At 65.0% G+C, this 23,681-nt stretch carries 22 protein-coding genes; 10 read left to right on the top strand and 12 right to left on the bottom strand.

Features of this window, described 5'->3' with window-relative positions:
- Positions 1-218 precede the first annotated feature (218 nt).
- Positions 219-1,757 (bottom strand): NAD(P)H-hydrate dehydratase, encoded by a 1,539-nt coding sequence (locus tag ACNHKD_RS07960; RefSeq protein WP_442756865.1) that lies wholly within the window; start codon positions 1,755-1,757, stop codon positions 219-221.
- A 123-nt stretch (positions 1,758-1,880) separates the two neighbouring features.
- On the opposite strand from ACNHKD_RS07960, the gene ACNHKD_RS07955 reads away from it, so the two are divergent.
- Positions 1,881-2,396, top strand: coding sequence for a transposase (locus ACNHKD_RS07955; RefSeq protein ID WP_442756531.1), 516 nt, complete (start codon positions 1,881-1,883; stop codon positions 2,394-2,396).
- 88 nt (positions 2,397-2,484) lie between these two features.
- On the opposite strand, the gene ypfJ is transcribed toward ACNHKD_RS07955, so the two are convergent.
- Entirely contained in the window at positions 2,485-3,378 is an 894-nt protein-coding gene (ypfJ, locus tag ACNHKD_RS07950) for a KPN_02809 family neutral zinc metallopeptidase (protein WP_442756530.1), read from the bottom strand.
- A gap of 192 nt (positions 3,379-3,570) precedes the next feature.
- Here ypfJ and ACNHKD_RS07945 point away from each other — a divergent pair, with 192 nt between their 5' ends.
- A complete protein-coding gene (locus ACNHKD_RS07945; protein WP_442756529.1) occupies positions 3,571-4,053 on the top strand; it encodes a hypothetical protein in 483 nt (160 codons plus the stop codon).
- A 27-nt stretch (positions 4,054-4,080) separates the two neighbouring features.
- Here the strand turns inward: ACNHKD_RS07945 and ACNHKD_RS07940 are convergent, their stop codons facing one another.
- Entirely contained in the window at positions 4,081-4,905 is an 825-nt protein-coding gene (locus ACNHKD_RS07940; RefSeq protein WP_442756864.1) for a TIGR00282 family metallophosphoesterase, read from the bottom strand.
- Positions 4,906-5,368: 463 nt separating this feature from the next.
- Here ACNHKD_RS07940 and ACNHKD_RS07935 point away from each other — a divergent pair, with 463 nt between their 5' ends.
- The 4 genes from ACNHKD_RS07935 to ACNHKD_RS07920 all read left to right on the top strand — a co-directional run bounded on the left by ACNHKD_RS07935 (position 5,369) and on the right by ACNHKD_RS07920 (position 9,674).
- The gene (locus ACNHKD_RS07935; protein WP_442756528.1) at positions 5,369-7,354 is read left to right on the top strand and encodes a DUF2334 domain-containing protein; all 1,986 of its coding nucleotides are present in this window, start codon (positions 5,369-5,371) and stop codon (positions 7,352-7,354) included.
- A 161-nt stretch (positions 7,355-7,515) separates the two neighbouring features.
- The gene (locus ACNHKD_RS07930) at positions 7,516-8,697 is read left to right on the top strand and encodes an aminodeoxychorismate synthase component I (protein WP_442756527.1); all 1,182 of its coding nucleotides are present in this window, start codon (positions 7,516-7,518) and stop codon (positions 8,695-8,697) included.
- Entirely contained in the window at positions 8,649-9,398 is a 750-nt protein-coding gene (locus ACNHKD_RS07925; protein WP_442756526.1) for an aminotransferase class IV, read from the top strand. Before ACNHKD_RS07930 ends, ACNHKD_RS07925 begins: the two co-directional genes overlap by 49 nt.
- A gap of 123 nt (positions 9,399-9,521) precedes the next feature.
- Positions 9,522-9,674, top strand: a complete 153-nt coding sequence (locus ACNHKD_RS07920; RefSeq protein WP_442756525.1) for a hypothetical protein — start codon at positions 9,522-9,524, stop codon at positions 9,672-9,674.
- Here the strand turns inward: ACNHKD_RS07920 and ACNHKD_RS07915 are convergent.
- Both ACNHKD_RS07915 and ACNHKD_RS07910 read right to left on the bottom strand, forming a co-directional pair.
- Positions 9,655-10,914 carry a cell wall hydrolase gene (locus tag ACNHKD_RS07915; RefSeq protein WP_442756524.1) on the bottom strand — a complete coding sequence of 420 codons (1,260 nt, stop codon included), beginning with the start codon at positions 10,912-10,914 and terminating at the stop codon, positions 9,655-9,657. The genes ACNHKD_RS07920 and ACNHKD_RS07915 overlap by 20 nt on opposite strands.
- A 311-nt stretch (positions 10,915-11,225) precedes the next feature.
- Complete coding sequence (locus tag ACNHKD_RS07910; RefSeq protein WP_442756523.1) at positions 11,226-11,642, bottom strand: secondary thiamine-phosphate synthase enzyme YjbQ; 417 nt, start codon at positions 11,640-11,642, stop codon at positions 11,226-11,228.
- A 154-nt stretch (positions 11,643-11,796) separates the two neighbouring features.
- On the opposite strand from ACNHKD_RS07910, the gene ACNHKD_RS07905 reads away from it, so the two are divergent.
- Positions 11,797-12,471, top strand: coding sequence for a Crp/Fnr family transcriptional regulator (locus ACNHKD_RS07905; protein ID WP_442756522.1), 675 nt, complete (start codon positions 11,797-11,799; stop codon positions 12,469-12,471).
- Positions 12,472-12,643: 172 nt separating this feature from the next.
- Here the strand turns inward: ACNHKD_RS07905 and ppdK are convergent, their stop codons facing one another.
- Positions 12,644-15,322 carry a pyruvate, phosphate dikinase gene (gene ppdK, locus ACNHKD_RS07900; RefSeq protein WP_442756521.1) on the bottom strand — a complete coding sequence of 893 codons (2,679 nt, stop codon included), beginning with the start codon at positions 15,320-15,322 and terminating at the stop codon, positions 12,644-12,646.
- A gap of 232 nt (positions 15,323-15,554) precedes the next feature.
- The gene (locus ACNHKD_RS07895; RefSeq protein WP_442756520.1) at positions 15,555-16,115 is read right to left on the bottom strand and encodes a hypothetical protein; all 561 of its coding nucleotides are present in this window, start codon (positions 16,113-16,115) and stop codon (positions 15,555-15,557) included.
- 77 nt (positions 16,116-16,192) lie between these two features.
- Between ACNHKD_RS07895 and ACNHKD_RS07890 the strand changes: the two genes are divergently transcribed.
- A complete protein-coding gene (locus tag ACNHKD_RS07890) occupies positions 16,193-16,381 on the top strand; it encodes a DUF1192 domain-containing protein (protein ID WP_442756519.1) in 189 nt (62 codons plus the stop codon).
- Between the two features lie 124 nt (positions 16,382-16,505).
- Entirely contained in the window at positions 16,506-18,287 is a 1,782-nt protein-coding gene (gene aspS / locus ACNHKD_RS07885) for an aspartate--tRNA ligase (protein ID WP_442756518.1), read from the top strand.
- Between the two features lie 99 nt (positions 18,288-18,386).
- Here aspS and ACNHKD_RS07880 read toward each other — a convergent pair whose 3' ends face one another.
- The 4 genes from ACNHKD_RS07880 to rpmI all read right to left on the bottom strand — a co-directional run bounded on the left by ACNHKD_RS07880 (position 18,387) and on the right by rpmI (position 21,849).
- The gene (locus ACNHKD_RS07880) at positions 18,387-18,869 is read right to left on the bottom strand and encodes a peroxiredoxin (RefSeq protein ID WP_442756863.1); all 483 of its coding nucleotides are present in this window, start codon (positions 18,867-18,869) and stop codon (positions 18,387-18,389) included.
- 277 nt (positions 18,870-19,146) lie between these two features.
- The gene (gene lpdA, locus ACNHKD_RS07875; RefSeq protein ID WP_442756517.1) at positions 19,147-20,586 is read right to left on the bottom strand and encodes a dihydrolipoyl dehydrogenase; all 1,440 of its coding nucleotides are present in this window, start codon (positions 20,584-20,586) and stop codon (positions 19,147-19,149) included.
- Positions 20,587-21,242: 656 nt separating this feature from the next.
- Positions 21,243-21,608, bottom strand: coding sequence for a 50S ribosomal protein L20 (rplT, locus tag ACNHKD_RS07870; RefSeq protein ID WP_442756516.1), 366 nt, complete (start codon positions 21,606-21,608; stop codon positions 21,243-21,245).
- Between the two features lie 40 nt (positions 21,609-21,648).
- Positions 21,649-21,849, bottom strand: coding sequence for a 50S ribosomal protein L35 (gene rpmI / locus ACNHKD_RS07865; protein ID WP_036287582.1), 201 nt, complete (start codon positions 21,847-21,849; stop codon positions 21,649-21,651).
- Positions 21,850-22,112: 263 nt separating this feature from the next.
- Between rpmI and ACNHKD_RS07860 the strand changes: the two genes are divergently transcribed.
- The gene (locus ACNHKD_RS07860) at positions 22,113-23,225 is read left to right on the top strand and encodes an amidinotransferase (protein WP_442756515.1); all 1,113 of its coding nucleotides are present in this window, start codon (positions 22,113-22,115) and stop codon (positions 23,223-23,225) included.
- A 64-nt stretch (positions 23,226-23,289) separates the two neighbouring features.
- Here the strand turns inward: ACNHKD_RS07860 and ACNHKD_RS07855 are convergent, their stop codons facing one another.
- Entirely contained in the window at positions 23,290-23,610 is a 321-nt protein-coding gene (locus ACNHKD_RS07855; RefSeq protein WP_442756514.1) for a DMT family transporter, read from the bottom strand.
- Positions 23,611-23,681: the final 71 nt, after the last annotated feature.

Below are 23,681 nucleotides of genomic sequence, written 5' to 3'. Positions count from 1 at the left end.
TCCATCCGTTGGTGTTGCGGGGAGAGACTCCGCCATCCTTCCCGCAGCCCTGTCATTTGTTGTCGAAGCAATTTGTGACGCTTCGGCAACGCTTTCATGCGACCAACGGAGTTTAATCGGCAGTGGCAGACCAAACAAGGCGCGCAAAACGGAAGTTATGGCGCCACCAAAACTTTCTTTTGTGACGCCAGCTACGCGGATGAGCTTTGAGAACGATTTCACGCGCCGGCGCCGCAGAGTTCGCGCCAGACCTGCGGCAGCGTCGCGATGATGTCGTCCGCGATCAGGCCCGGTCCGAACAGTTCCGCCGCCCGAGCATGCATCCAGGCGGCGCAGGACGCGGCGAGAAATCCGTCCATCCTTTGGGCGAGCAAGGCGGCTACGACGCCGGTGAGGACGTCGCCCGAGCCTGCGGTCGCGAGCCAGGGGCTCGCCCATGTCAGGATGGAGGCGCGGCCGTCCGGCGCCGCGACCACGGTGTCGGGGCCTTTGTAGAGAACCACCGCGCCGCTGACCCGCGCCGCGTCGCGGGCCTTGTCGAGCTTCGAGCGCAAAGCGCGGTCGCCATCGCATTCGGCGAAGAGCCGCGCGAATTCCCCGGCGTGGGGCGTCATCACCACCGGCCCCGGCGCCGCGCGCGTCGCGCGCCACAGCCGGAAGGGGTCGCTCTCGAAGCTCGTCAGCGCGTCGGCGTCGAGCACGGCGGCGCGGCGATAGGCCTGCGGCGTCAGCGCCACCTCCACCTGCCGGCAGCTTTCCTCTGAAACGCCGAGGCCGGGTCCGATGGCGACGGCGTTCTTGCGCTGGTCGGCGAGCACGACGGCGAGCCCCTCGGCTCCGTCTGCGGGGCGCACCATCACGGAGGTGAGCGCGCTGGCGTTGACCGGCAGCGCGTCGCTGGGGCTCGCAAGCGTCACGAGCCCCGCGCCCGCACGCAAGGCCGCCGCCGCCGACAACCGAGCCGCGCCCGTGAATGAGGCGCCGCCGGAAACGACGAGCGCATGGCCCCGCGTATATTTGTGCCCCTCAACCTTCGGACGCGGAAGCGCGGAGAGCCAGAATTCCGGCGCATTGACGAAAGTCTTGACCTCCATCGACTCGAGCGTCGTCGGGCGGATGCCGATATGGGCGCAGGTGAGTTTGCCGCAACGCGAGCGGCCGGGCAGCAGGAGATGGCCCGTCTTCACGCGGAAGAAGGTGACGGTTTCGTCGGCTTCCACCGCGGCGCCCCGAATCGCGCCCGTGGTGCCGTCGACCCCGCTCGGAATATCGACGCTGACGACGTTCTGCTTGGTTTCGCGCCGCCACTGATTGAGGCGATTGACCAGCGCCTGCGCGGCCGGATCGAGATCGCGCGCGAGCCCGGTCCCGAACAGCGCGTCGATGACGAGATCGACGCCTCGGAAATCGCACTCATGCGCGGAGATCAGCGTGCCCGTCCAGCCCGCCGCCGCCCGCGCGGCGTCGCCGCGAAGCTGGTCCGGCGGCGTGAGGGAGGCGACGCGCACCTTGTAACGCTGGGCCTTGAGCAGCCGCGCGGCGACATAGCCGTCTCCGCCATTGTTGCCCGGCCCGCAAAGCACCAGCACGCGCCGCCCGCTCGTGCGCTGCAGGATGCGGCTCGTGACCCGGGTGAGGGCGGCGGCCGCGCTCTCCATCAACTCCATGCCCGGCACGCCGCTCTCGATTGTCATGCGGTCGGCGCGGGCCATCTGGTCGGTGGTCAGGACTTCGAGCGGGAAAGGACTGAGCGGCATGGCCGCGATGGTGGCCGAAGGCGACGGCCGGCGCAATGGGGGCGGCGCCTATGGATTGGCGTCGAAGCGCGTTTATTCGGCGCTGCATTCCGTCGCGCATTCGTTTCGGCTATGCATGCGTCGATGCTGACAGCCATTCTCCTGGCCTATGACGCCCCGGCCCGGCCGCTGCGCCGCGACGCCGTCACGCGCAGCCTGGCTTCGCTCGTCGACGCCTGCGTCCAGGGCCTCGTGGCGGACGCCGTGCTCGTCGGCGCGCCGGGAAGCGGGCTGAGCAGAATCGCCGACGAGGCCGGCTGCACGCTGGTCGAAGCGTCCGACAGGGAAGAAGGGCTGGCGCAGGCGCTCGACGTCGCACGTCAGGACGCCGCGTTTCTGTTGCTCGCCGGGCACGCCATCGAACGCGGCTTCATTGACGAAATGGACGACGCCTTCGCCTATGCCGAGGCCGCGCGGGCCTTTGTGCTCCGCTCGGCGCCGACAAGCCTCGTGACGCGGCTCGCCCCAAGCTTCGCCGAGCCCGTGGGACTCATCGCGCGCAAGAGCGCGCTGCGCGCGGCGGGGAGCGGAGATTTCAGGAAGCTTGCGAAGCGGTTGCGCTGCGCGGAGCTGAAAAGCAGCGCGCGACGGACGTTCTGAATTGAGAAAATCGGGGAATCGTCGTTGCGCGGCGTAGCGAAGCGGCTTCCGGATCGCTTCGCTTCGCGCGCAACGATGGGCGTATCGCTCACCGATTAAAGGTGTTGCAGTCGTCGATGCGGCCGCTCTTCAGGCCGCGCAGCAGCCATTCCGTACGCTGCGCCGAAGAGCCGTGCGTGAAGCTGTCGGGCACGACATAGCCGCGCTGCGCCTTCTGCAGACGATCGTCGCCAATAGCCTGTGCGGAGGCGACGGCCTTCTCGATGTCGCCCTCCTCCAGGAAGCGGCTGCGGGCGTTGCCGTTATTGGCCCAGACGCCGGCGAGACAGTCCGCCATCAACTCGACGCGGACCGATAGATTATTGGCCTCGGCGCGGCTCCCCGCGCGGGCCTGGGCGCGCTGCACCTTGGGCAGGATGCCGAGCAGATTCTCGATGTGGTGGCCCATCTCATGCGAGATCACATAGGCGTAGGCGAAATCGCCGCCGCCGCCGAAGCGCTGCTTCATGTCGCGGAAGAAGGACGTGTCGAGATAGATCCGCTGGTCGAGCGGGCAGTAGAACGGCCCCATGGCCGACTGCGCCGCGCCGCAGCGGGAATCGGTCACGCCGTCGAAGAGAACGAGGCGCGGCGCCTTGAACTGGACGCCTTCCTGTTCGGGCAGGACCCTCGACCAGACTTCCTCGTTCGAACCGAGCACCTTGGCCACGAACTGGCCCATCTGATCCGTTGGCCGGGAGGTTTCGTGCGGCCGGTCCTGGCGCACGACCTGGCCGCCGCCGCGCATCTTGCCAAGCATTTCCGCTCCGCCGATCAGCAGGGCCGGATTGATGCCGAGCGCCCAGCCGATAAGGCCGAGAATGACCATCGTGCCGAGGCCGATGCCGCCGCCGCCCATGCCGGGGCCGCCGAACATGCCTCCGCCCTCTTCGCCGCGGCGGTCCTCGACGTTTTCCGATGTCTGTAAGTCTTCCCACTTCATTGGCTGGCTCCGCTCGCGCCGCAGCTGTTTGTCTGCGCTATTTAATCGACCTTCGCCGCCATGTGTAGGCGCCGGAGCGCCCCTCGCGGGGCGCCGCCGCCGCCCCTCGGAGCCGGCTTCCGGAAAATTAACAAAAGATTTACAAGCTTTACCGTTTTGGCCCGTGAGCGGGCCGATCAAGGGGCTGAAAACATGATTTCACCGAAAACAGCGTTCCATTTCGCCATGGCTCTCGCCTTCGCGCTGGCCGCCGCCGCGCCCGCCCGGGCGCAGGACGGCTCCATCTACGAGCCGCTCGTCGACCGCGACGCAAGGGGCTTCAAGGAAAAGAAATACGCCAAGGACCTGGCCTTCTGCCAGAATCGCGCCGCGCCGCAGGAAAACGCCGCGCGCGCCGGCGCCGCTCAGGCGCAGGCGGGCGCCCAGCAGGCGACGGCCGGGGCGGCCATCGCGGCGGCGGGCAATATCGCGCGCTACATGCCTGTGCCGGGTCTCGGCGCGGCGAACGGCTTGTGGGCGGGCGGCAGCGCGGCGGACGCCGCCGGCAATCTCGTGGGCGCCTCGGGCGCCGCGCAGGGCGCCCAGGGCGCGGCCACGGCGGAAATGGCGGCTTCGGATTACCGCCTGGTCATCGACCGCTGCCTGGAGCGCCGGGGCTACGTGCTTTTGCGTTGAGGAAAAATGCGGGCGCGGCCGGTCGGGTCAGGGCGCGCCCCATTCCTGCGGCCATTCCTGCCGCAGCCGCCCGCCGAGCCGAACGGGGGCAATCATGCTCGCAAGTCCCTCGCGGCCGATCTCGACCGCCACGCCGCAAAGCGTCGCCTCGCCATTCGCCGGCTCATATCGCGCGCCGGGGGTCTTGCGGATGAAGCGGCGGAGGGGCTCTTCCTTGTCCATGCCGATGATGGAGTCGTAATCGCCGGTCATGCCGGCGTCTGTCAGATAGGCGGTGCCGCCCGGCAGGATCTGCGCGTCGGCGGTCGGCACATGGGTGTGCGTGCCCACGACCAGCGAGGCGCGGCCGTCGACGAAATGGCCCATGGCCATCTTTTCGCTGGACGTCTCCGCGTGCATGTCGACGACTATGGCGTCGCAGCCGGCGCCGAGCGGACAGGCGCCGAGTTCCTTCTCCATCGCTGCGAAGGGATCGTCGATCGCGTCCATGAAGACGCGGCCCATCGGATTGACCACGAGCACCTGCTGGCCCCGCGCCGCAGTGAAGAGATTCGCCCCCCTGCCCGGCGTGCCCGGCGGATAATTGATCGGCCGCAGCAGGCGCGGCTGACGCTCGATGAAGACGAGCGTCTCGCGCTGGTCGAAGGCATGGTTGCCGAGCGTCACGCAATCCACGCCGGCATTCACCATTTCCTCGCAGATGGCCTCGGTGACGCCGAAACCGCCAGCGGCGTTTTCCCCGTTGCAGACCACGAAATCCAGCGCCCATTTCTCGCGCAGGCGCGGGACGTAGCGGGTCACCGCCGCGCGGCCGGAGCGGCCGAGCACGTCGCCGATGAAAAGAATGCGCAAGGGTTGAGAGCTGGACGGTGAAACGGACATTCGACCTTATTAGCGCGCGGAGCGGCGGGAAATAAAGCTGATAAGAGCGAAAATCGGGAGTCCCCGCTCCGTGCATTTCTTCCCCTTGCCCAAGGTTAGAGCGCTGCTCGCGAAAAAGTGGGAAGCGGTTTTTCGCATGGAGCGCGCTCTTAACCTTTGGAATCGATCGCGTTGTCTGTGTTTAGGATTCCGCCTAAACGCAGTGTGATCTAGGGTCCGGCGACCGACGGGAGCGCCGTGAATATCCTGGCCTCCGCCCGCAAAATCACCGGCCGTATCGGCGCCCTTTGCAACTGGCTCGCCGCGCCGGCCCAGCCTAATTCATATTAATTTTACGAAAGCATTCACCTGCGCGCAGTTGTAAGTTAATCAAGAGTAAATGAGCAAAGGCGGACGCCTGCGCGATGGATGCTATTTTTTACGTGAGCAAACAATGAGTTCTTCTTTTCTGTTCACGCGCCGCAAGCTTCTCGCGGGCGCCGCCGTCACCCTGCTGCCCTCCGGCGCCTCTGCTTCTCCGTCCAGGGCGGTGATGAAGCGCGAAGTGCCGAAGCACGCCATCTTCCCAAATAGGGATAACCCCTTCTTCAAGCCTCTGGGCGCGCCTCTGAGGGAAAAGCGGCCGAAGGCGCAGCCCTTCCAGGGCGACGGGGCGTCGGGAAGCGCGGCTCGGCCGCAAGCCGCCGCCGCTCTTCCGGCGGCGGGAGGCGCGGCCAGCCCGCAAGCCGCCGCCGCATTTCCGGCGTCGGGAAGCTCTGCCAGCCCGCAAGCCGCCGCCGCGCTTCCGGCGTCGGGAAGCGCTGCCGCCCGGCAAGCCGCCGCACTTCCGGCGTCGGGGAGCGCGACTGGCCCGCAGGCCGCCGCCGCACTTCCGGCGGCCGGCGGCGCCGTCGCCCCGGCCGCCGATCCCCTGACTCCGCTGCAGCCCGTGCGGCCGACCGCCTCGACCCTTGTTCTCTACGATACGACCGGGCCGTATGGCTGGCTCGGCGAGCTTTACGCGATAATGGCCGGGAATCTCGCAAGCCATTTCGGCGCATGGACGGCGATGCCCGTCACCAGCTACGCGGCCGGCGGAATGAGCGGCTACACCAGCGTCGTCTATATCGGCTCGACATATGACGAGCCCTTGCCTGCCGCTTTCCTTGACGACGCCTATGCCGCGACGACCCAAAAAATTATCTGGATATCGTACAATATCTGGCAGCTCATCGGCCGGAACCCCGGCTTTCTATCCAAATATGGGTGGGGGATCTCCAGCTTCGACTTCTCCAACGTCGCCGAGATCGACTATAAATCTCAAAAGCTCAAGCGTTATGCCGCCAATCAGTCGGGCATCATGAATTATTCCACGTTCGGACCCGGCCAGGCGCTGGCTTACTGCGTCCGATCGGATAATTCGACCTTTCCCTGGGCGCTTCGTTCCCAGAACCTGACGTATATCGGCGAAATTCCGTTCAGCTACGTGACGGAAGGCGACCGTTATCTGATCTTCTGCGACCTCCTCTTCGACGCCCTGGCCCCGGACACGCCGACCATGCATCGAGCGTTCCTCCGGCTCGAGGACATCGACCCCTATCTGTTCAGCCCGACAGAGCTTGTTTCGGTCGCGCAATGGCTGTCGTCGAACAATGTCCCCTTCGGCTTTCAGATTGTGCCGCGATATCTTGATCCTAACGGTTATTTCAACGGCGGGAAGCCGGTAGACGTTTCGCTCAGTTCGCGTCCGGAGATGATTGCGGCGATCAAGACCATGCAGTCGCTCGGCGGCGTCCTGATGGGGCACGGATATACTCATCAATATTCGAACGTCGAAAACCCCTATTCGGCCACGACCGGGGCGGATTGCGAGTTTTACAGGCTCGTTCTGAATCAAGCGACGAATACGCTCAATTATGTCGGTCCGGTTCCGGAGGACGCCACGCCGGCCTGGGCGCTCGGTCGTTTCTCGGCAGCCGCCAATGAATTCGCCGCGTCGGGACTGACGGCTCCGACCATACACACCTTCCCCTGCTACGTTGCGGCCGTGCAAGCTTCGAACGCCGCATCCAAATATTTCGCCGCCCGCTCCGAGCGCGCGCTCTATTTTTCAGGCCTCATCTCGGGCGGCGCGATTGATTACACGCGGCTTGCCGGGCAATATTTCCCGTACACAGTCAAAGACGTTTACTGCAGCCTCATGCATTCGAATTGCAAGGTGTTGCCGGATACGCTCGGCGGCATCGAACCGCAAGCCTTCGGCGTGAATCCGCCGCGCCTTCCGGCCGACATTATCGCAGACGCGCAGAGATTGCTCGTCGTCCGCGACGGCGTCGCGTCCTTTTTCCATCATCCCGAGCAACCGATTTCCTACCTGCAGGAGGTCGTTCGCGGCTTGCTTGCTCTCGGATATCAATTCGTAAGCCCCGCGGCCGTCTAGATCGCTGCGTCCAGGCCGATTCGCCTGGACGCAGGAGACGCGATCATTCGCGGCGCGCGCCGGAGGCGCCTGCGCTCGCACGCCGCTGTTGCGGAAACGCCCAGCCTTTCATAGGTGAAGGCGTCTGATGTAACATATCCGTGAAACGAGCCCCCCGAGAGATGCACGACGCCGCCGCCAGCCCCCTTATCCCGACGCAGACTCCAGCGCCGGCGCGGCCCTATGTCGTGTTCGAGGACGGACGCGAAGGCGGCCGGGCGCTGCTCTTCGACGAACCGGAGGAGATCATCGTCGCGCGCGAGCCGGGCGAGACCGGAGACGCTTTCGCCCGCATGGAGGAGGCGACGAAGCGGGGTCTCTATCTCGCGGGCTACGCCAGCTATGAGCTCGGCTATGCGCTGGAGCCAAGATTTCGGACCCGGGAGACCCCGCGCTCGCGCACGCCGCTCCTGCTCTTCGGCGCTTTCAAGGCGCCCAAGCCCTGGTCCCTGCCGCCGGCTGAGGCCGCCGCGCCATTCATTCCGCTCACGCCGGCCTGGAGGGAGGCCGAATACGCCGAGCGCTTCCGCGCCTGCATCGACTATATTTTCGCCGGCGACGTCTATCAGATCAATCTGACCTTCCCCCTCTACGGCCGCTACGAAGGCGATCCGCTCGCCCTCTATCGGAGCCTGCGCAAGCGCCAGCCGGTCGCCTATGGCGGCGTCGTGGCGCTGGGCGAGGAGACGGTCGTCTCGCTTTCGCCGGAAGTGTTCTTCGAGGCGCATGGACGGCATATCCGCGCCCGACCGATGAAGGGCACCGCGCAGCGCGGCGTGATGCCGACGGAGGACATGGCCCGCGCGCAATATCTTGTCGAGGACGAAAAGTCTCGCGCCGAAAACCTCATGATCGTGGACCTGCTGCGCAACGATCTCTCGCGACTGGCGGAAGTGGGCTCGGTGAAGGTCACCGACCTTTTCACCGTCGAGACCTATCCGACGCTGCATCAGATGACATCGGGCATCGAGGCGCGGCTGCGGGACGACGTGACGCTCGCCGATCTTTTCGCCGGCCTCTTCCCTTGCGGTTCGGTGACCGGCGCGCCGAAGATCCGCGCCATGGAGATCATCCGCGATCTCGAATGCGCGGCGCGCGGCGTCTATTGCGGATCGCTCGGCCTCATCGCGCCCGACGGCGACATGCGCTTCAACGTCGCGATCCGCACGCTGACGCTGTTCCCCGACAACGAACTGGTCTGCAATGTCGGCTCGGCGGTCGTCGCCGATTCGCGCGCCGCCCAAGAGTACGAGGAATGTCTGATCAAAGCCCGCTTCCTGACGGGAGCGAAGACTTCGGGCTGATCGAGACCCTGCTCTGGACGCGGGAGGGCGGCTACGCCCTGCTCCCCGAGCATCTCGCCCGCCTCGCCGCGTCCAGCGCGGCGCTGGGGTTTCGCCATGACGAAGAGAAAGTGAAGTCGGCGCTGCAAAGCGCGGTTCCGGCTCTCGCCGATGACGCTTCCCCCTCTCCCCGCCTGCGAGGAGAGGGTCGGGGCGAGGGGCAAAGCGCCCTGACGCCGCCTGCCTCTCACCCCGACCCTGCCGAGCGGCTGCGCGTTCGCCTCGTCCTGTCCCGCGACGGCGCGGTGGAAGTGACGAAAACCCCCGTCGGCCCCGTTCCGCCGGAAACCGTCTGGCGCGTTACGCTCGCGGCGCGGCGGTTCGACTCATCCAATCCCCTGCTGCGGCACAAGACGACGCGCCGCGCGCTCTATGAGGAGGAACTCGCGCGGGCCGTGCAAAGAAGCGGAGCTGACGAAGTATTGTTTCTTAACGAGCGCGGCGAGCTGTGCGAAAGCGCGCGCTGCAATCTCTTCGTCCCGGCGGAAGGGGGCCTGCTGACGCCGCCGCTCTCCTGCGGCCTGCTGGCCGGAACGCTGCGCGCCGCATTGTTAAGGCAAGGCTGCGCCGAAGAACGAGTATTAGGTTTCGCTGATTTGCCGCGCGACTTTTACCTCGGCAATTCGGTGAGAGGGCTCATACGCTCGACGCTCATCGATTAGCCGCGCCTTAACCAAACCGGCAATGTGGCGGAAATCGGCGTCGATTTACCGTTCCTCTTAACAAGCCTCTTAACCGCACGCGACCAAAGCTAGGCCTACAACCTCAGCGCGCGAGAACTCGACATGCACGCTTTGACGCAACTGGTCTCGGCGCATCCCTTCGCTTCCGCCTGGGTCGCCCTCGCCATCTGGCTGTGGATCGAAATCTATGCGCGCACCGGCGGCGTCCGGCGTCGAAAGGCCGCGCGTTTTCGGATCAGGTCTGGCCGGGCTTGAGCCGATAGAAGATATGGCGGCCGATCATCTCCATGCGCGTGAGCGCGCGCGCCCAGCGCGGCTTGACGTAAGTCGCGTGGTAATGGGTCGAGCGGCCGACCTCGGTGAGATAAGTGCGGCCATCCATCACCTCGTTCGCGATCCGCACCGCCGTCGCCCATGACTCGGGCTCCGTGATGCGGAGCGACCTGCCCTCGCAGGCGAAGGAGAACTGGCACGCCTTGTAGTGATGGCGGTTCTGATAGACGACGCCGCAGATCGTCGTCGGATAAAGACCGCTTTGCACGCGATTGAGCACGACCTGCGCCACCGCCGCCTGGCCCGCTTCGGGCTCGCTGCGCGATTCGAAATAGACAGCTTCAGCCAGGCAGCGCCGCTCGCGATCCATATTGTCGCGATCGATAAGCGACGCGTAATCGGGCCGCGCCTCGTTCTTTCCCGGTGCGCCGAGCGCGAGCGTGGCCTGAGGAAAAGACGAGGCTTCGATCGGCAGCGCGTCGGGCTGCGCCGGCGTCGACGAGCCGAGCGCGACGGCGCGCGACACCTGCGGCGTCGCGCCATGCAGAGCGCGCTCTGCGAGCGCCTGATAGGTCGGCTCGCGCGAAGGCTCGTTCGCCCGCGACGTCGCGCTCGAAGCGCTTTGCGAAGGCGAGGCGACGGCTTTCGCCTTCTGCGTCTGCGTGGTCGTCAGCGCCTCGGCGCGGGCTTCCTCCGCCTCATAAATCGCCTCGTCGCCCGGCACGGGGCCGCGCGGCGCGAGGGCGACGCTTGTGCGCGCCGGGTTCCTGCCCCAGATGCGGAAGGTCAGGCGCGCCGGCTCGGCGAGACCCAGCGCGGACGGGTTGATGACCCGCGTCTCGAAGCTTGGCCGCATGGCGACGATGGGATCGCCCTTATGCGTGCGGTCCACCTCCGGAAAATGCCTAACATCCGGCTTGAGATCGACATGCGGCTCGCGCTCGTCGGGGATGGAGCGCAGATCGTCCGGCGCGCCGACCATCAGGCGCGCGCTCTGCACCAGCGCCCGGCTCTGGCCGGAAAGGCCGAGTTCGCCGGTGGCGATCTCGCCGAAGGATGCAAGCTGCAAGGCGGCGGGAGCCGGCGTCGCGCGGGCGCGGGCGGTAAGCGGCGCGACGTTCCAGTCGCCCGCGGCGTCCTGCCCTGCGCTCGCGGTGAAGGAGACGAGCACGCCGACGCCAAGCGCCCAGGGAGCCATCACGCTGAAGGCCCAGGGGGCCATGACGCCAAAAACCGAACGCGTTTTCGACTGACGACGCATAGGCCTGCCCGGATTCCACGCTGACATCCGCGGGGCCGAGGCGGCTCCCGACCACGAGAAACTTTGTGATTTTGATTATCAGCGCATTAGGCTTGCCGAACTGTTGCACGGCTCGCGCCGCCGGCGTGCCAGAATGAGGCGCCCGCTATGGTTGCGCGCGATTCCGCGCTGGCGATCGTCGCGAACTTGCGGTCGAGCCGTCAGGTGGCGGGCGGGGGCGATGCGGCTCGCCCCCCGCCTGCGGGGCGCCTGCGGGGAGAGGGGGACATACGTCACTCTCCGATCACATGCAGCGCGATCTCCCGCCGATGCGGCCGCCGGCGATGCTCAAAAAGATAAACTCCCTGCCACGTCCCCAGCGCGAGCGCCCCGCCGATGACGGGGATGGAAAGCTGCGTCTGTGTCAGCGCCGCGCGGATATGGGCCGGCATGTCGTCGGGCCCTTCCGTATCGTGGGCGTAGCCCGCTCCCTCCGGCGCCAGCCGTGCAAAGACCGCCTCCAGATCCGCCAAGACAGAGGGATCCGCGTTTTCCTGGATGAGGAGCGACGCGGAGGTGTGTCGGCAGAAAGCGGTGAGCAGCCCCGCGCTCATCCGCTCGCTGCGCACGAAATCCGCGAGCGCGGCGGTGAATTCGTAGAAGCCGCGCCCGCCCGTCTCGATCCGATGCAATTTGGCCGCTTGTCGCATGAGGCGAGATGTGCGCAAGCGCGCAAGAAAGTCCAGCGGGACCGGCTTTTCTTGCGCTTGTCTTGGCGGCGCGCCAAAGCTTTCCTGATCTGGCGGCGGCGGCCGGCCCGATTCTCTAAAAGCGGAACGCCGAGCCCGGGCGAAGCAAGGAGCGATGATGTCCGATCTGATCGATGCGATGACGAACTGGGCGACCTCCGACTCCGGAAAAAGCGCGGGGACCATCGCGCTGACGACGCTGGCCTGGGCGGAGGCCGCGAGCGTCGTCGGCTCGGCCTATATGAAACGCATGATCCCGCTGCGCCTCACCGCCATGGTGTGCAACGTGCTCGGCGTGACCTATGGCCTCCTGACCGGGACGCTGCCGACGATCGCCAAGCACGCGATCAATCTGCCGCTCAACTTCTCCCGCCTGCGCGAGATGAACCGCCTGATCGACAGCGTGCGCGAGGCCAACGCCAATGATCTGAACATTGAATGGCTGAAGCCCTTCATGCATCCCGAAAGCGTGCGGGCGACCGACTTCGTCTTCAGGAAGGGCGATACGGCGAATGAGGCCTATGTCCTTGTCGACGGCAAGATCGAAATCCTTGAACGAGGCGTCGTCCTGGGCCCCGGCGCGATTTTTGGCGAGATGGCGCTCTTCACCAGATCCGGCAAGCGCACGGCCACAGCCAAATGCCTGACCGACGCGCGCCTGCTGACGATCACCTATGAGCAGTTCGAACAGCTCTATTTCCAGAATCCGGAATTCGGCCTGTATCTGGTGCGTCTGATCGTTCGGCGGTTCGAGGCGAACCATATCGACGAGGAGCTGGAGAGTTCGTGAGGCGCCACCCTTCCCTTGCGGGGGAGGGTCGAAGCGCGAAGCGCTTCGGGGCGGGGCGAGGCTGCGGCGACAACGCCGTGAGCGGGGATGTTCAGCAGCTACCGGAGTGATAGGGAAGCGATTTCACCCCACCCCGGCGCTGCGCGCCGACCCTCCCCCTCGGGGAGGGTGGTTAGGCCGTCCCCTCGGCTTTCTTCCCCAACGCCGCCTGCGCCGCCGCCAATCTTGCGATCGGCACGCGGAAGGGTGAGCAGGACACGTAATCGATCCCGATCTTGTCGAAAAAGGCGACGGACTCCGGATCGCCGCCATGCTCGCCGCAGACGCCGAGCGCAATATCGGGACGCGCCTTGCGAGCGCGCTCGCAGCCGAGCGCGACGAGTTCGCCGACGCCCTCCTGGTCGATCGACACGAAGGGGTCGTGCGGCAGGAGGCCTTTTTCGACATAAGCATTGAGGAACGAGCCCGAATCGTCGCGCGAGATGCCGAGCGTCGTCTGCGTCAGATCGTTCGTGCCGAAGGAGAAAAAGTCCGCCGACGGCGCGATTTCGTCGGCGCGCAGCGCGGCGCGCGGCAGTTCGATCATCGTGCCGATATGATAGCGCGGGCGGACGCCCGTCTCGTCCTCGACGAGCTTCGCCATGGCGTCGACGCGCGCATTCACCAGATCGAGCTCGGCGCGCGCAAAAACGAGCGGCGCCATGATTTCGATCTGCGCAGGTTCGCCCGTCGAGAGGCTCGCCTCGATCGCCGCCTCGAAAATCGCGCGGGCCTGCATGTCCACGATCTCCGGGAAAACCACCGCGAGGCGCACGCCGCGGAAGCCGAGCATGGGGTTGAATTCCGAGAGTTGCAGCGCGCGGCGGCGCAGCTTCACGGGATCGGCGCCCATGGCCCGCGCGACCGTCGCAAGCTCCGAATCCGTATGCGGCAGGAATTCGTGCAGCGGCGGATCGAGGAGGCGGATCGTGACGGGCAGTCCCGCCATGATCTCGAAAAGATGCTTGAAATCCTCGCGCTGGATCGGCAGCAGCTTGGCGAGCGCCGCCTTTCGCCCTTCCGCGTCGTCGGCGAGGATCATCTCGCGCACGGCGACGATGCGCTCGCCCTCGAAGAACATATGCTCCGTGCGCGCGAGTCCGATGCCCTCGGCGCCGAAGCGGCGCGCGGCGCGCGCGTCGGACGGCGTCTCGGCGTTGGCCCGAACCTTGAGACGGCGCACCTGATCCGCCCAGCCCATCAAAACAGCGAATTCGCCGGTGAGCTCGGGTCGCTGCATCTTCACTTCGCCGGCGATCACGTGGCCCGCGGAGCCGTCGATCGTGATCTTGTCGCCCTTGGCGAAGCGCTTGCCGGCGACGGTGAAGCATTGCTCGTCATAATCGATTCGCAAGGCGCCCGCGCCCGTCACGCAGGGCTTGCCCATGCCGCGCGCGACGACCGCCGCATGCGAAGTCATGCCCCCGCGCGCGGTGAGAATGCCTTCCGCGGCGTGCATCCCGTGAATGTCCTCAGGGCTCGTCTCCGTGCGCACGAGGATCACTTTGCGGCCCGAAGCCGAGAGCGCCTCCGCCTCTTCAGGATTGAAGACGATCTCGCCGAAGGCCGCGCCCGGCGAGGCCGGAAGGCCGGTCGCGAGAATGTCGCGACGGGCGGCGGGATCGATCGTCGGGTGCAGTAATTGGTCGAGCGAGGTCGGCTCGACGCGCAGCAGCGCCTCGTCGCGCGTGATGAGGCCTTCATTCGCCATGTCGACGGCCAGCTTCAGGGCCGCGCGCGCCGTGCGCTTGCCGCTCCGCGTCTGCAACATCCAGAGCTTGCCGCGCTCGACGGTGAACTCCATGTCCTGCATGTCGCGGTAGTGCCGTTCGAGATTGTCCGCGATCTTCGTGAATTCGGCGAAGACTTTGGGCATCGCGGCTTCGAGCGAAATCTTCTCCCCCGGCGAGGCGCGGCTCGCGACTTCGGTCAGCGGCTGCGGCGTGCGCAGCCCGGCGACGACGTCCTCGCCCTGCGCGTTCAGCAGATATTCGCCGTAAAGCTCCTTCACCCCGGTCGACGGATTGCGCGTGAAGGCGACGCCGGTCGCGGAGGTCGCGCCCATATTGCCGAAGACCATGGCCTGCACATTGACGGCGGTGCCCCAGTCCTCGGGAATATTGTGCAGGTGCCGATAGACGACGGCGCGATGGTTCATCCAGGAGGCGAAGACCGCCTTGATGGCCCCCCAAAGCTGCGCGCGCGGATCCTGGGGGAATTCAACGCCCGCATTCGCTTCGACAATTCCCTTGAACTGCCTGACGGCCGCGCGCCAGTCGTCGGCGCTCAACTGCGTGTCGAGGGTCAGGCCCTTCGATTCTTTCAGCTCCTCGAGCGCGTCCTCGAAAATATGGTGCTCCACGCCCAGCACGACGGAGGAATACATTTCGATGAAGCGACGGTAGCAGTCCCAGGCGAAGCGTGCGTCGCGGGAGTAATTGGCGAGCGCCTCGACCGTCTCGTCATTGAGGCCGAGATTGAGCACCGTGTCCATCATGCCGGGCATGGAGGCCCGCGCCCCGGAGCGCACGGAAACGAGCAGCGGCCATTTGGGATCGTTGAAGGCGTGGCCGGCGACACGGCCGATCTCCGCCATGGCGGCGTCGACCTGCGCCTCGAGGTCGGCCGGGAAACTGCGCCCACCGGCGTAAAAATGAGCGCAGACCTCGGTGGTGATTGTGAAGCCCGGCGGGACCGGCAGGCCGAGGGCGGCCATTTCCGCAAGATTTGCGCCCTTGCCGCCGAGGAGGTCCCGCATGGAGGCCGAGCCGTCGGCCTTGCCAGCGCTGAAACTATAGACCCACTTGGTCATCGCTCTCGTCTTCCGCCAATGACGGTCTAACGCCGGTCAAGCCCCGGCCGGACGAACCCTGTTCGGCTTCGCGGGCGCACAATAGCAGATAGGCCTAAACAATTGTCGCGGCGAGAGCTGATTTTTCAGGCGCGTGCGGGCGAGGCCGACTGGCCGCTCAGCGGCGGCGGGCGGAGACGGCCGCGATCCTTGGGAGGCGCGGTGGAAATCGCGGCCGGCGCGCGGGAGAGGCTCACCGCCGTTGGGTGAAATTGGCGCATGAAGCCCTGCCGACGCGGCGCCCGATGACGTCCTGGGCCGTGCGCGGCCGCGGCTTCCGGGGGGACGCCGCCAACGCGCCGCTGCCCAGCTCGTCCAGCTTGGCGACGATCACATGTTTGAGCTCCACGGCCATCAGCAGCACGAGCCCGCCCCCGAAAGCCGCGGCGAAAACCATGGGCGCGACGCCGCTTTGGTAGGGGTAAGGCGCCCAGACGCTCCACGCCCAGGCCGCGAACAGGATGCCGGTGAGCAGCAGCGAGGCGTTGCCCGATGCGCCGAAGCCCTTGCCTCTCAGCAGCACATCGCAGAAAAACCCGAGCGCAGCGAGGAAAAGGCCGGCGACCAGCGTATAGGCGACGAACTGGATTTCGGCGACCTTTTGGGCGTCGAGCCAGATCGCAAGGGCATAAAGCGGGTCGCGCGGGAAGAGCGGGCGGAAATCCAAATGAGCGCCGGGCGCGAGGAAACCTCGCACCCTGTTCCACGCGAGGAAGAACGCGGTGAAAAATGGGATGGAGAGGACCAGATACATCCGTGGACGACTCAATCTGGAAACGTCACAGTAAGAATGCGACCACGTTTGCCTTAACCAAATCTTGACGAACCATCATGAGCAACGACGACGACGCGCCTCGCCCCGCCGCTCCTTTCCAAATCGGCCAGCCGCCCGACCTTCTGTCAGTAGCCGAGCTCGAGGCGCGGATCGCGGCCCTGCGACAGGAGATCGCGCGCCTGGAGGCTGCTGTCAGGGCGAAGCAGGCGGCCAGCGCCGCCGCCGAGTCGTTTTTCAGGAAGTGACCATGCCCTGCGCCGGCCCAAGGCCGAGCCGCCGGCGCTTGACAGCGGCAAGGCCATTGCGCTTCTTGGCGCGCACGCGCCGGCCCTTCCGGCATTCCCAGACGTTTCAGACCGAAAGCGGCCCATGCATCGCTACCGTTCGCACACCTGCGGAGAGCCCAACGAGGCCCTCGCCGGCCAGAAAATCCGCCTCTCCGGCTGGTGCCACCGTATCCGCGACCATGGCGGCGTGCTGTTCATCGACCTGCGCGATCATTACGGCCTCACCCAATGTGTGGTGGACCCCGATTCGTCGGCCTTCTCGCTGGCTGAAAAGCTGCGCTCGGAATGGGTGGTCCGGCTCGACGGCGAGGTGCGCAAGCGCCCGGCGGGCACCGAAAATCCGGACATGCCGACGGGCCATGTCGAAATCTACGTGACGGAAATCGAGGTTCTCGGCCCTGCTGGCGAGCTGCCGCTGCCGGTCTTCGGCGACCAGAACTATCCGGAAGACATCCGCCTCAAATACCGCTTCCTCGATCTGCGCCGCGAAAAGCTGCACAACAACATCATGCTGCGCGGCCGCATCATCGACTCGATCCGCGCGCGCATGAAGGCCGGCGGCTTCTTCGAGTTCCAGACGCCGATCCTCACCGCCTCCTCGCCTGAGGGCGCGCGGGACTTCCTCGTGCCGTCGCGCCTGCATCCCGGCAAGTTCTACGCCCTGCCGCAGGCCCCGCAGCAGTTCAAGCAGTTGCTGATGGTCGCGGGCTTCGACCGCTATTTCCAGATCGCCCCCTGTTTCCGCGACGAGGACGCCCGCGCCGACCGCTCGCCCGGCGAGTTCTACCAGCTCGACGTGGAGATGAGCTTCGTCACGCAGGAAGACGTGTTCGAGGCCATGGAGCCGGTGCTGCGCGGCGTGTTCGAGGAGTTCTCGAAGGGCAAGCCCGTGACGCAGAAATTTCCGCGCATCCCCTTCCGCGAGTCCATGCTGAAATATGGCTCCGACAAGCCGGACCTGCGCAACCCGCTGATCATCGCCGACGTCTCGGAGGAGTTCGAAGGCGAGAATGTCAGCTTCAAGGCCTTCAAGGGCAAGACCGTGCGCGCCATCCCCGCGCCCGGCGCCAGTTCTCAGCCGCGCAGCTTCTTCGACAAGCTCAATGACTGGGCGCGCTCGGAAGGCGCGCCGGGGCTGGGTTACATCATCTTCGAGGAGGAAGGCGGCGCGCTCGTCGGCAAAGGCCCGATCGCGAAGTTCATCCCGGCCGACGTTCAGGCCAAAATCGCCGAGAAGGCCGGCGTGAAGGCGGGCGACGCAGTATTTTTCTCGGCCGGCCAGGAAACCCCGGCCGCGAAGCTCGCGGGCATGGCCCGCCTGCGAATCGGCTCGGAGCTCGGCCTCTCCAAGACCGACGTCTTCGAATTCTGCTGGATCGTCGACTTCCCGATGTTCGAGTGGAACGAGGAAGACAAGAAGATCGATTTCTCGCACAACCCCTTCTCCATGCCGCAAGGGGCCATGGAGGCGCTGGAGACGAAGGACCCGCTCGACATCCTCGCCTATCAATACGACATCGTCTGCAACGGCGTGGAGCTGTCCTCGGGCGCCATCCGCAACCACCGCCCCGAGATCATGAAGAAGGCCTTCGAGATCGCCGGCTATGGCGAGGACGTGCTGCTCGAAAAATTCGGCGGCATGTATCGCGCCTTCCAATACGGCGCCCCGCCCCATGGCGGCATCGCGCCCGGCGTCGACCGTATCGTGATGCTTCTCGCCGAGGAAGAAAATCTGCGCGAGGTGACTCTCTTCCCGATGAACCAGCGCGCGGAGGATTTGCTGATGGGCGCGCCGTCGGAAGCCACGATGAAGCAGCTTCGGGAGCTGCATATAAGGCTGAACCTGCCGGAGAAAAGCGCTTAATCGCGCCGCAGCGTCATTGCCAGCGAAGCGACGCCATCCAGGTCAGGGAACGCGGCCTGGATTGTTTCGCGGCCTCGCTCCTTGCCGTGAGGGAACGGCTCAGTGGCTTCCCCTCGATTTCTTCACCGTCTCCAGCGCGCTCTCGATATGCTTCGTCGCGCCGGAGTCGGAGACGGCGGAAAGGATCTTCCCCTCCGGCGAGATCACATAGGAAATGCGGCTCGCGAACATCGGCCCCGCGATCGGCAGATCGAAGGACGCTTCATAGTCCTTGATGACCTTGAAGCCGGGATCGGCGCCGACAGGAAACCGGTCGCGGCATTCCTTGGTCGAGAATTCGCGCTGCGTCTCGATCCCGTCGCCCGAGACGCCGATCACGGAAGCGTTCATCGCGGCGAACTGATCCATCGCCTCGGCGAATTCATGCGCCTCCTCGGTGCAGACGCTGGTGAAGGACTTGGGGTAGAAATAGAGAACGACCGAGCCTTTCTTCAGCGCATCCTTCAGCGAGAAAGTGAAATCCTTCCCGCCCTGCGCGGCTTGCAGTGAAAAATCCGGCGCGGCGTCGCCTTTTTTGAGCATGGCGAATGCGGCGGTGGATGCGAGCGAGAAAGCGACGGTCGAGGCCAAGATTTTCAGGCGCACGGGCTTAGCTTCTTCTGGATGACTCAAGGCTGACATAGAGGCGCAGGCGTTGCATTCAAGCCGCTTTGCGCCCCTTCTCACCGCGTGCGGGAAGAGGTCACGGGCGAGGGGCGAGCCATAGCCCGGACGCGCGGACGTCGATGACGGAACCCGGCGGATTTAATGTCGCTTCGCCTCTTACCCTAACGCTCTCCCCGTTTTCACGGAGAGGGAGCTAGACATGAATCGCCCTCCCAAACGCATCCAATACGCTCTCATGCATCGTCTCTGACAATGTCGGATGCGGGAAGACGGCGTGGATCAGTTCGTCTTCTGTCGTCTCAAGATTCATCGCGATCACGAACCCCTGAATGAGCTCCGTCGCTTCGACGCCGACGAGATGGGCGCCGAGCAGCCTTCCTGTCTTCTTGTCGAAGATCGTCTTCACCAGCCCTTCGGGCTCGCCGAGCGCAATCGCCTTGCCATTGGCGAGATAGGGGAAGCGGCCCACGCGAATGTCATAACCGGCCGCTTTCGCCTTTTCTTCCGAGAGGCCGACCGACGCCACCTGCGGATGGCAATAGGTGCAGCCGGGCACGCGCGATTTGTCGAGCGGATGCGGATTGAGGCCGGCGATCGCCTCGACGCAAATCACGCCCTCATGCTCGGCCTTGTGCGCGAGCATCGGGCCGCCCGCAACGTCGCCGATGGCGTAGACGCCCTCGACATTGGTGCGCCCCAGTCCGTCCGTCTTGACGACGCCCTTCTCGATCGTGACGCCAAGGCTCTCGAGTCCGAGCTTCTCGACATTCGCCACGACGCCTGCGGCCGAGAGGACGCGCTCGACTTCCAGCGTTTCGCTCGCGCCGTCGGCGCCCTTCAACGTTGCGACGACGCTGTCCGCCTTTCTCTCAAGCCCCGCAACCATCGTCGCGGTCTTGATGAAGATGTTCTGCTTCTCGAAGCTTTTGCGCGCGAAAGCGGCGATCTCAGCGTCTTCAGCCGGAAGGATTTGCGGCAATGCTTCAATCAGCGTCACTTCGACGCCGAAAGTCCGAAAGAACGACGCGAACTCCGCTCCAATAGCGCCGGCGCCGACGACGAGCAGCGACTTCGGAAAACGCTCCGGCTTCAAAGCCTCGAAATAGGTCCAGACCAGCCGCCCGTCGGACTCCAGGCTCGGCAACGCGCGCGGGCGGGCGCCGGTCGCCACGATGATGTGCTTCGCCTGATAGGCGCCCTCCCCGAGCGTGTTTTTCGGCGGCGCGAATTGCGGCGTCACGGCCGGCTTCGTCGGCGCGCCGACTCTCACTTCGCCTTTGCCCGACAGCGTCGCCTCGCCCCAGATGACGTCGATCTTGTTCTTCTTGAGCAGGAAGCCGACGCCCGCATTCAGCCGGCCGGCCGCCTCGCGTGAGCGGGCGACGATGCGCGCGGCGTCGAAGCCCGGCGCGGCGCCCGTGACGCCGAAACGCGCGCCGTCTGTCGCCAGTCGATAGATCTCCGCCGACCGGAGCAGCGCCTTTGTGGGAATGCAACCCCAATTGAGACAGATGCCGCCGAGATGCTCGCGCTCGACGACTGCCGTCTTCAGTCCGAGCTGCGCGCCGCGAATCGCTGCGACATAGCCGCCGGGGCCGCCGCCGATGACAATCAGATCATATGCATTGGCCATTAAGACAATCTCCCGCCTCGTGACGCCCGGCGGCCCGCAGGCGGGGCTTCGCGACAAAGAGGCGCGTCTTCGACCGGGCGTGAAATTTTCCGAATAGGCATGCACGCCAACTTAGCGCTGCGCGATCCGCCCGGCGAGGGCTTCGTCCGGCGGGGCGCTCGGACCCTTATGGAAAAAGATTGTATGGAAAAAGACTTGGCGGAGGAAGAATTGGCAGAGGAAGAATTGGCGAAGTCAAACCCGCGCCGCCGGTCAAGAAACCGAACCGCGTCGAATTCCGAAAAAGTTTCTAGCGCCTGCGTCGGCGGCCACGAAACTCTGACGAGCGGAGGATCAGGAAGGCCGGCGCAGGCGAACGCTGAGTGGCGATCATCCTAATCACGCCGCCGCGGCGCGGTGGGACGACGGACGGGAATCGGGCGCAGCGCCAACGCCGGACCGGGAAGCGACTCGCGAACCGCTTCCAGCACTTTACTCAAGGCGGCGGCGACAGCGCCGCGTCTAGATTTGCCTTTCATGTGCTTTACTCCTGTCTACCTTTCTGACAGGAGCAACATTCGAAACCGATCGTTTGATCCGAAGTTTTTTGGAATAAATCAAAAAAGCGCCCGCCGTCGCCAGCGGGCGCCTTCCGAAATTAGAGCCTAATCAGCGAATTAGGCTGCCTGCGGCAGCGCCGACTTGGCTTGGGCGACGATGGCCGCGAAAGCCTCGGGCTGCTCGATGGCGAGCTGCGACAGGACCTTGCGATCCATCTCGACCCCCGCCTTGGCGAGGCCGTCGATGAAGCGCGAATAGGTCAGGCCGTGCTCGCGGACCGCGGCGTTGAGGCGCTGGATCCAGAGAGCGCGGAAGGTGCGCTTCTTCGCCTTGCGGTCGCGCGTCGCATATTGCATCGAGCGGTCGACGGCGGCCTTGGCGGTGCGGATCGTATTCTTGCGGCGGCCGTAGAAGCCCTTGGCGGCCTTGAGCGTTTTCTTGTGCTTGGCGTGGGACGTAACGCCCCGTTTCACGCGAGCCATGACGAAACTCCTTCAGAATTCTGCTTATGTTGCGGGGCGGTCAGCCGTTCGGCAGGAAGTATTTCTTGATGTTGTCGCCGTCCGTCTTGAACAGAACATTCGTCCCGCGCAGATTTCTGATCTGCTTGTTCGTGCGCTTGATCATGCCGTGGCGCTTGCCCTGCTGGGCATAGACCACTTTGCCGGTACCGGTGATCTTGAAGCGCTTTTTCGCGCCGGATTTCGTCTTCAGCTTGGGCATTTTGCTCTCCTGGGCCTTGGCCCTGTTGATTCTTGACGCGCCGGATCCAACTGGATCTTGAGGGCGCGTTTCGCGCGAGCGAAAAGAACCGCCACGGCAGCCCATCTACTGGCCGGGCGGTTCGGAAGCGCGGCTTATGGGCCAAACGGGGAGAAATTGCAAGCGCGGTGGACAGACAGCGTTCATGCGACATATTCAGCGCCGGCGCAGCCGAAAGCTGCCGAAAGAAAAAGATTATCAGGGGACGAGACGGGGGTTTTCGAATGAACGTTTACGCGCCATTGCCAGATACTGTCACAGCCGAATGCCCGGTCAATTCGCATAATGAGTGGGATCCGTTGGAGGAAATCATCGTTGGCCGCCTGGAGGGCTCGACGATTCCATCCGACCACCCGGTCGTGACCTGCAACATTCCCGGCATGGCGGCGCGCGCCCAGGCGCTGGCGGCGGGCTTCAAATTCCCGAAATTCATGGTCGAACCCGCGCAGCAGGAACTCGACAATTTCATCAAAGTGCTCGAGCAACTCGGCGTCACGGTCACCCGGCCTGAGCCTTTCAATCATAAGGCCAAATTCTCGACGCCCTACTGGTCGTCGCGCGGCTTCTGCAATTCCTGCCCGCGCGACTCCATGCTCGTCATTGGAGATGAGATTCTCGAAACGCCGATGGCCTGGCCCTGCCGCTATTTCGAGACGCATTCCTACCGGCCGATCCTGAAGGACTATTTCCGCCGCGGCGCGCGCTGGACCTCGGCGCCCAAGCCGCAACTGACCGACGACCTCTTCGATCCGAATTTCAAGCTCCCCGAAAAGGGCGAGCCGATCCGCTACATTCTCACCGAGTTCGAGCCGGTTTTCGACGCCGCCGATTTCTTCCGCTGCGGCCGGGACATATTCGTGACCCGCTCGAATGTCACGAACGCGATGGGCATTGACTGGCTGCGCCGCCATCTCGGCGAGGGCTACCGCATCCACGAGATCAAGAGCCGCTGCCCCAACCCCATGCATATCGACACGACGATCCTGCCGCTGGGACCGGGCCGCCTCCTCATCAACCCGGAATATATCAACCCGGACGAGTTGCCCGACATTCTAAAGAAATGGGACATTCTCGTCGCGCCCGAGCCGACGCCGATCGAGGACCGCATCCTCAAGATCACGTCCATGTGCGGCAAATGGCTGAGCATGAACATTCTCATGGTCGACGAGAAACGCATGATCGTCGATCCGCATCACGTCAACATGATGCGGCAGGTCGAAAAATGGGGCTATGAGCCGATCCCTGTTCCCTTCCTGCATTACGCGGCCTTTGGCGGCGCCTTCCATTGCGCGACGCTCGACGTGCGGCGCAGGGGCGCGCTGGAAAGCTATTTCTAGTCAGCACCCGAAGCGGCTGGCGCAGCCCGCCGCTTCCTTTGCGCGGAGGCGTGCGGAGCCAAGCCTAATTGACCCCGCTTATTCTGAGTCCGACCATGCCCGCGACGATCAGGGCGAAGGAGGCCAGCCGCAATGGCGTGGCCGGCTCATGGAAAAGAAACACGCCGACAATTGCGACGGCGGCGATGCTGCCGCCGGTCCAGACCGCATAGGCTGTGCCGGCGGGGATCGTCTTAACGGCGAGACCCAGACAGCCCACGCTGGCGATCATGAAAATCAGCATGACGACCGTCGGCCAGAAGCGCGTGAAGCCCTCGGCGTATTTCATGCCCACGAGCCAGCCGACTTCGCAAACGCTGCCGATCAACAAGATGATCCAGTCCATCAAAATCCCCTTCAGCTGCCTTCAGCGCTTCTTGTCGCTTCGGACGGCCCCGTCAAGCCGCCGAGCGCGCC

It is taken from the genome of Methylocystis sp. JAN1, from assembly GCF_052186135.1.
Taxonomy (GTDB): Bacteria; Pseudomonadota; Alphaproteobacteria; order Rhizobiales; family Beijerinckiaceae; genus Methylocystis.
The sequence above is the reverse complement of the archived record's forward strand: the minus strand, read 5'-3'. Positions and strand labels throughout refer to the sequence as shown.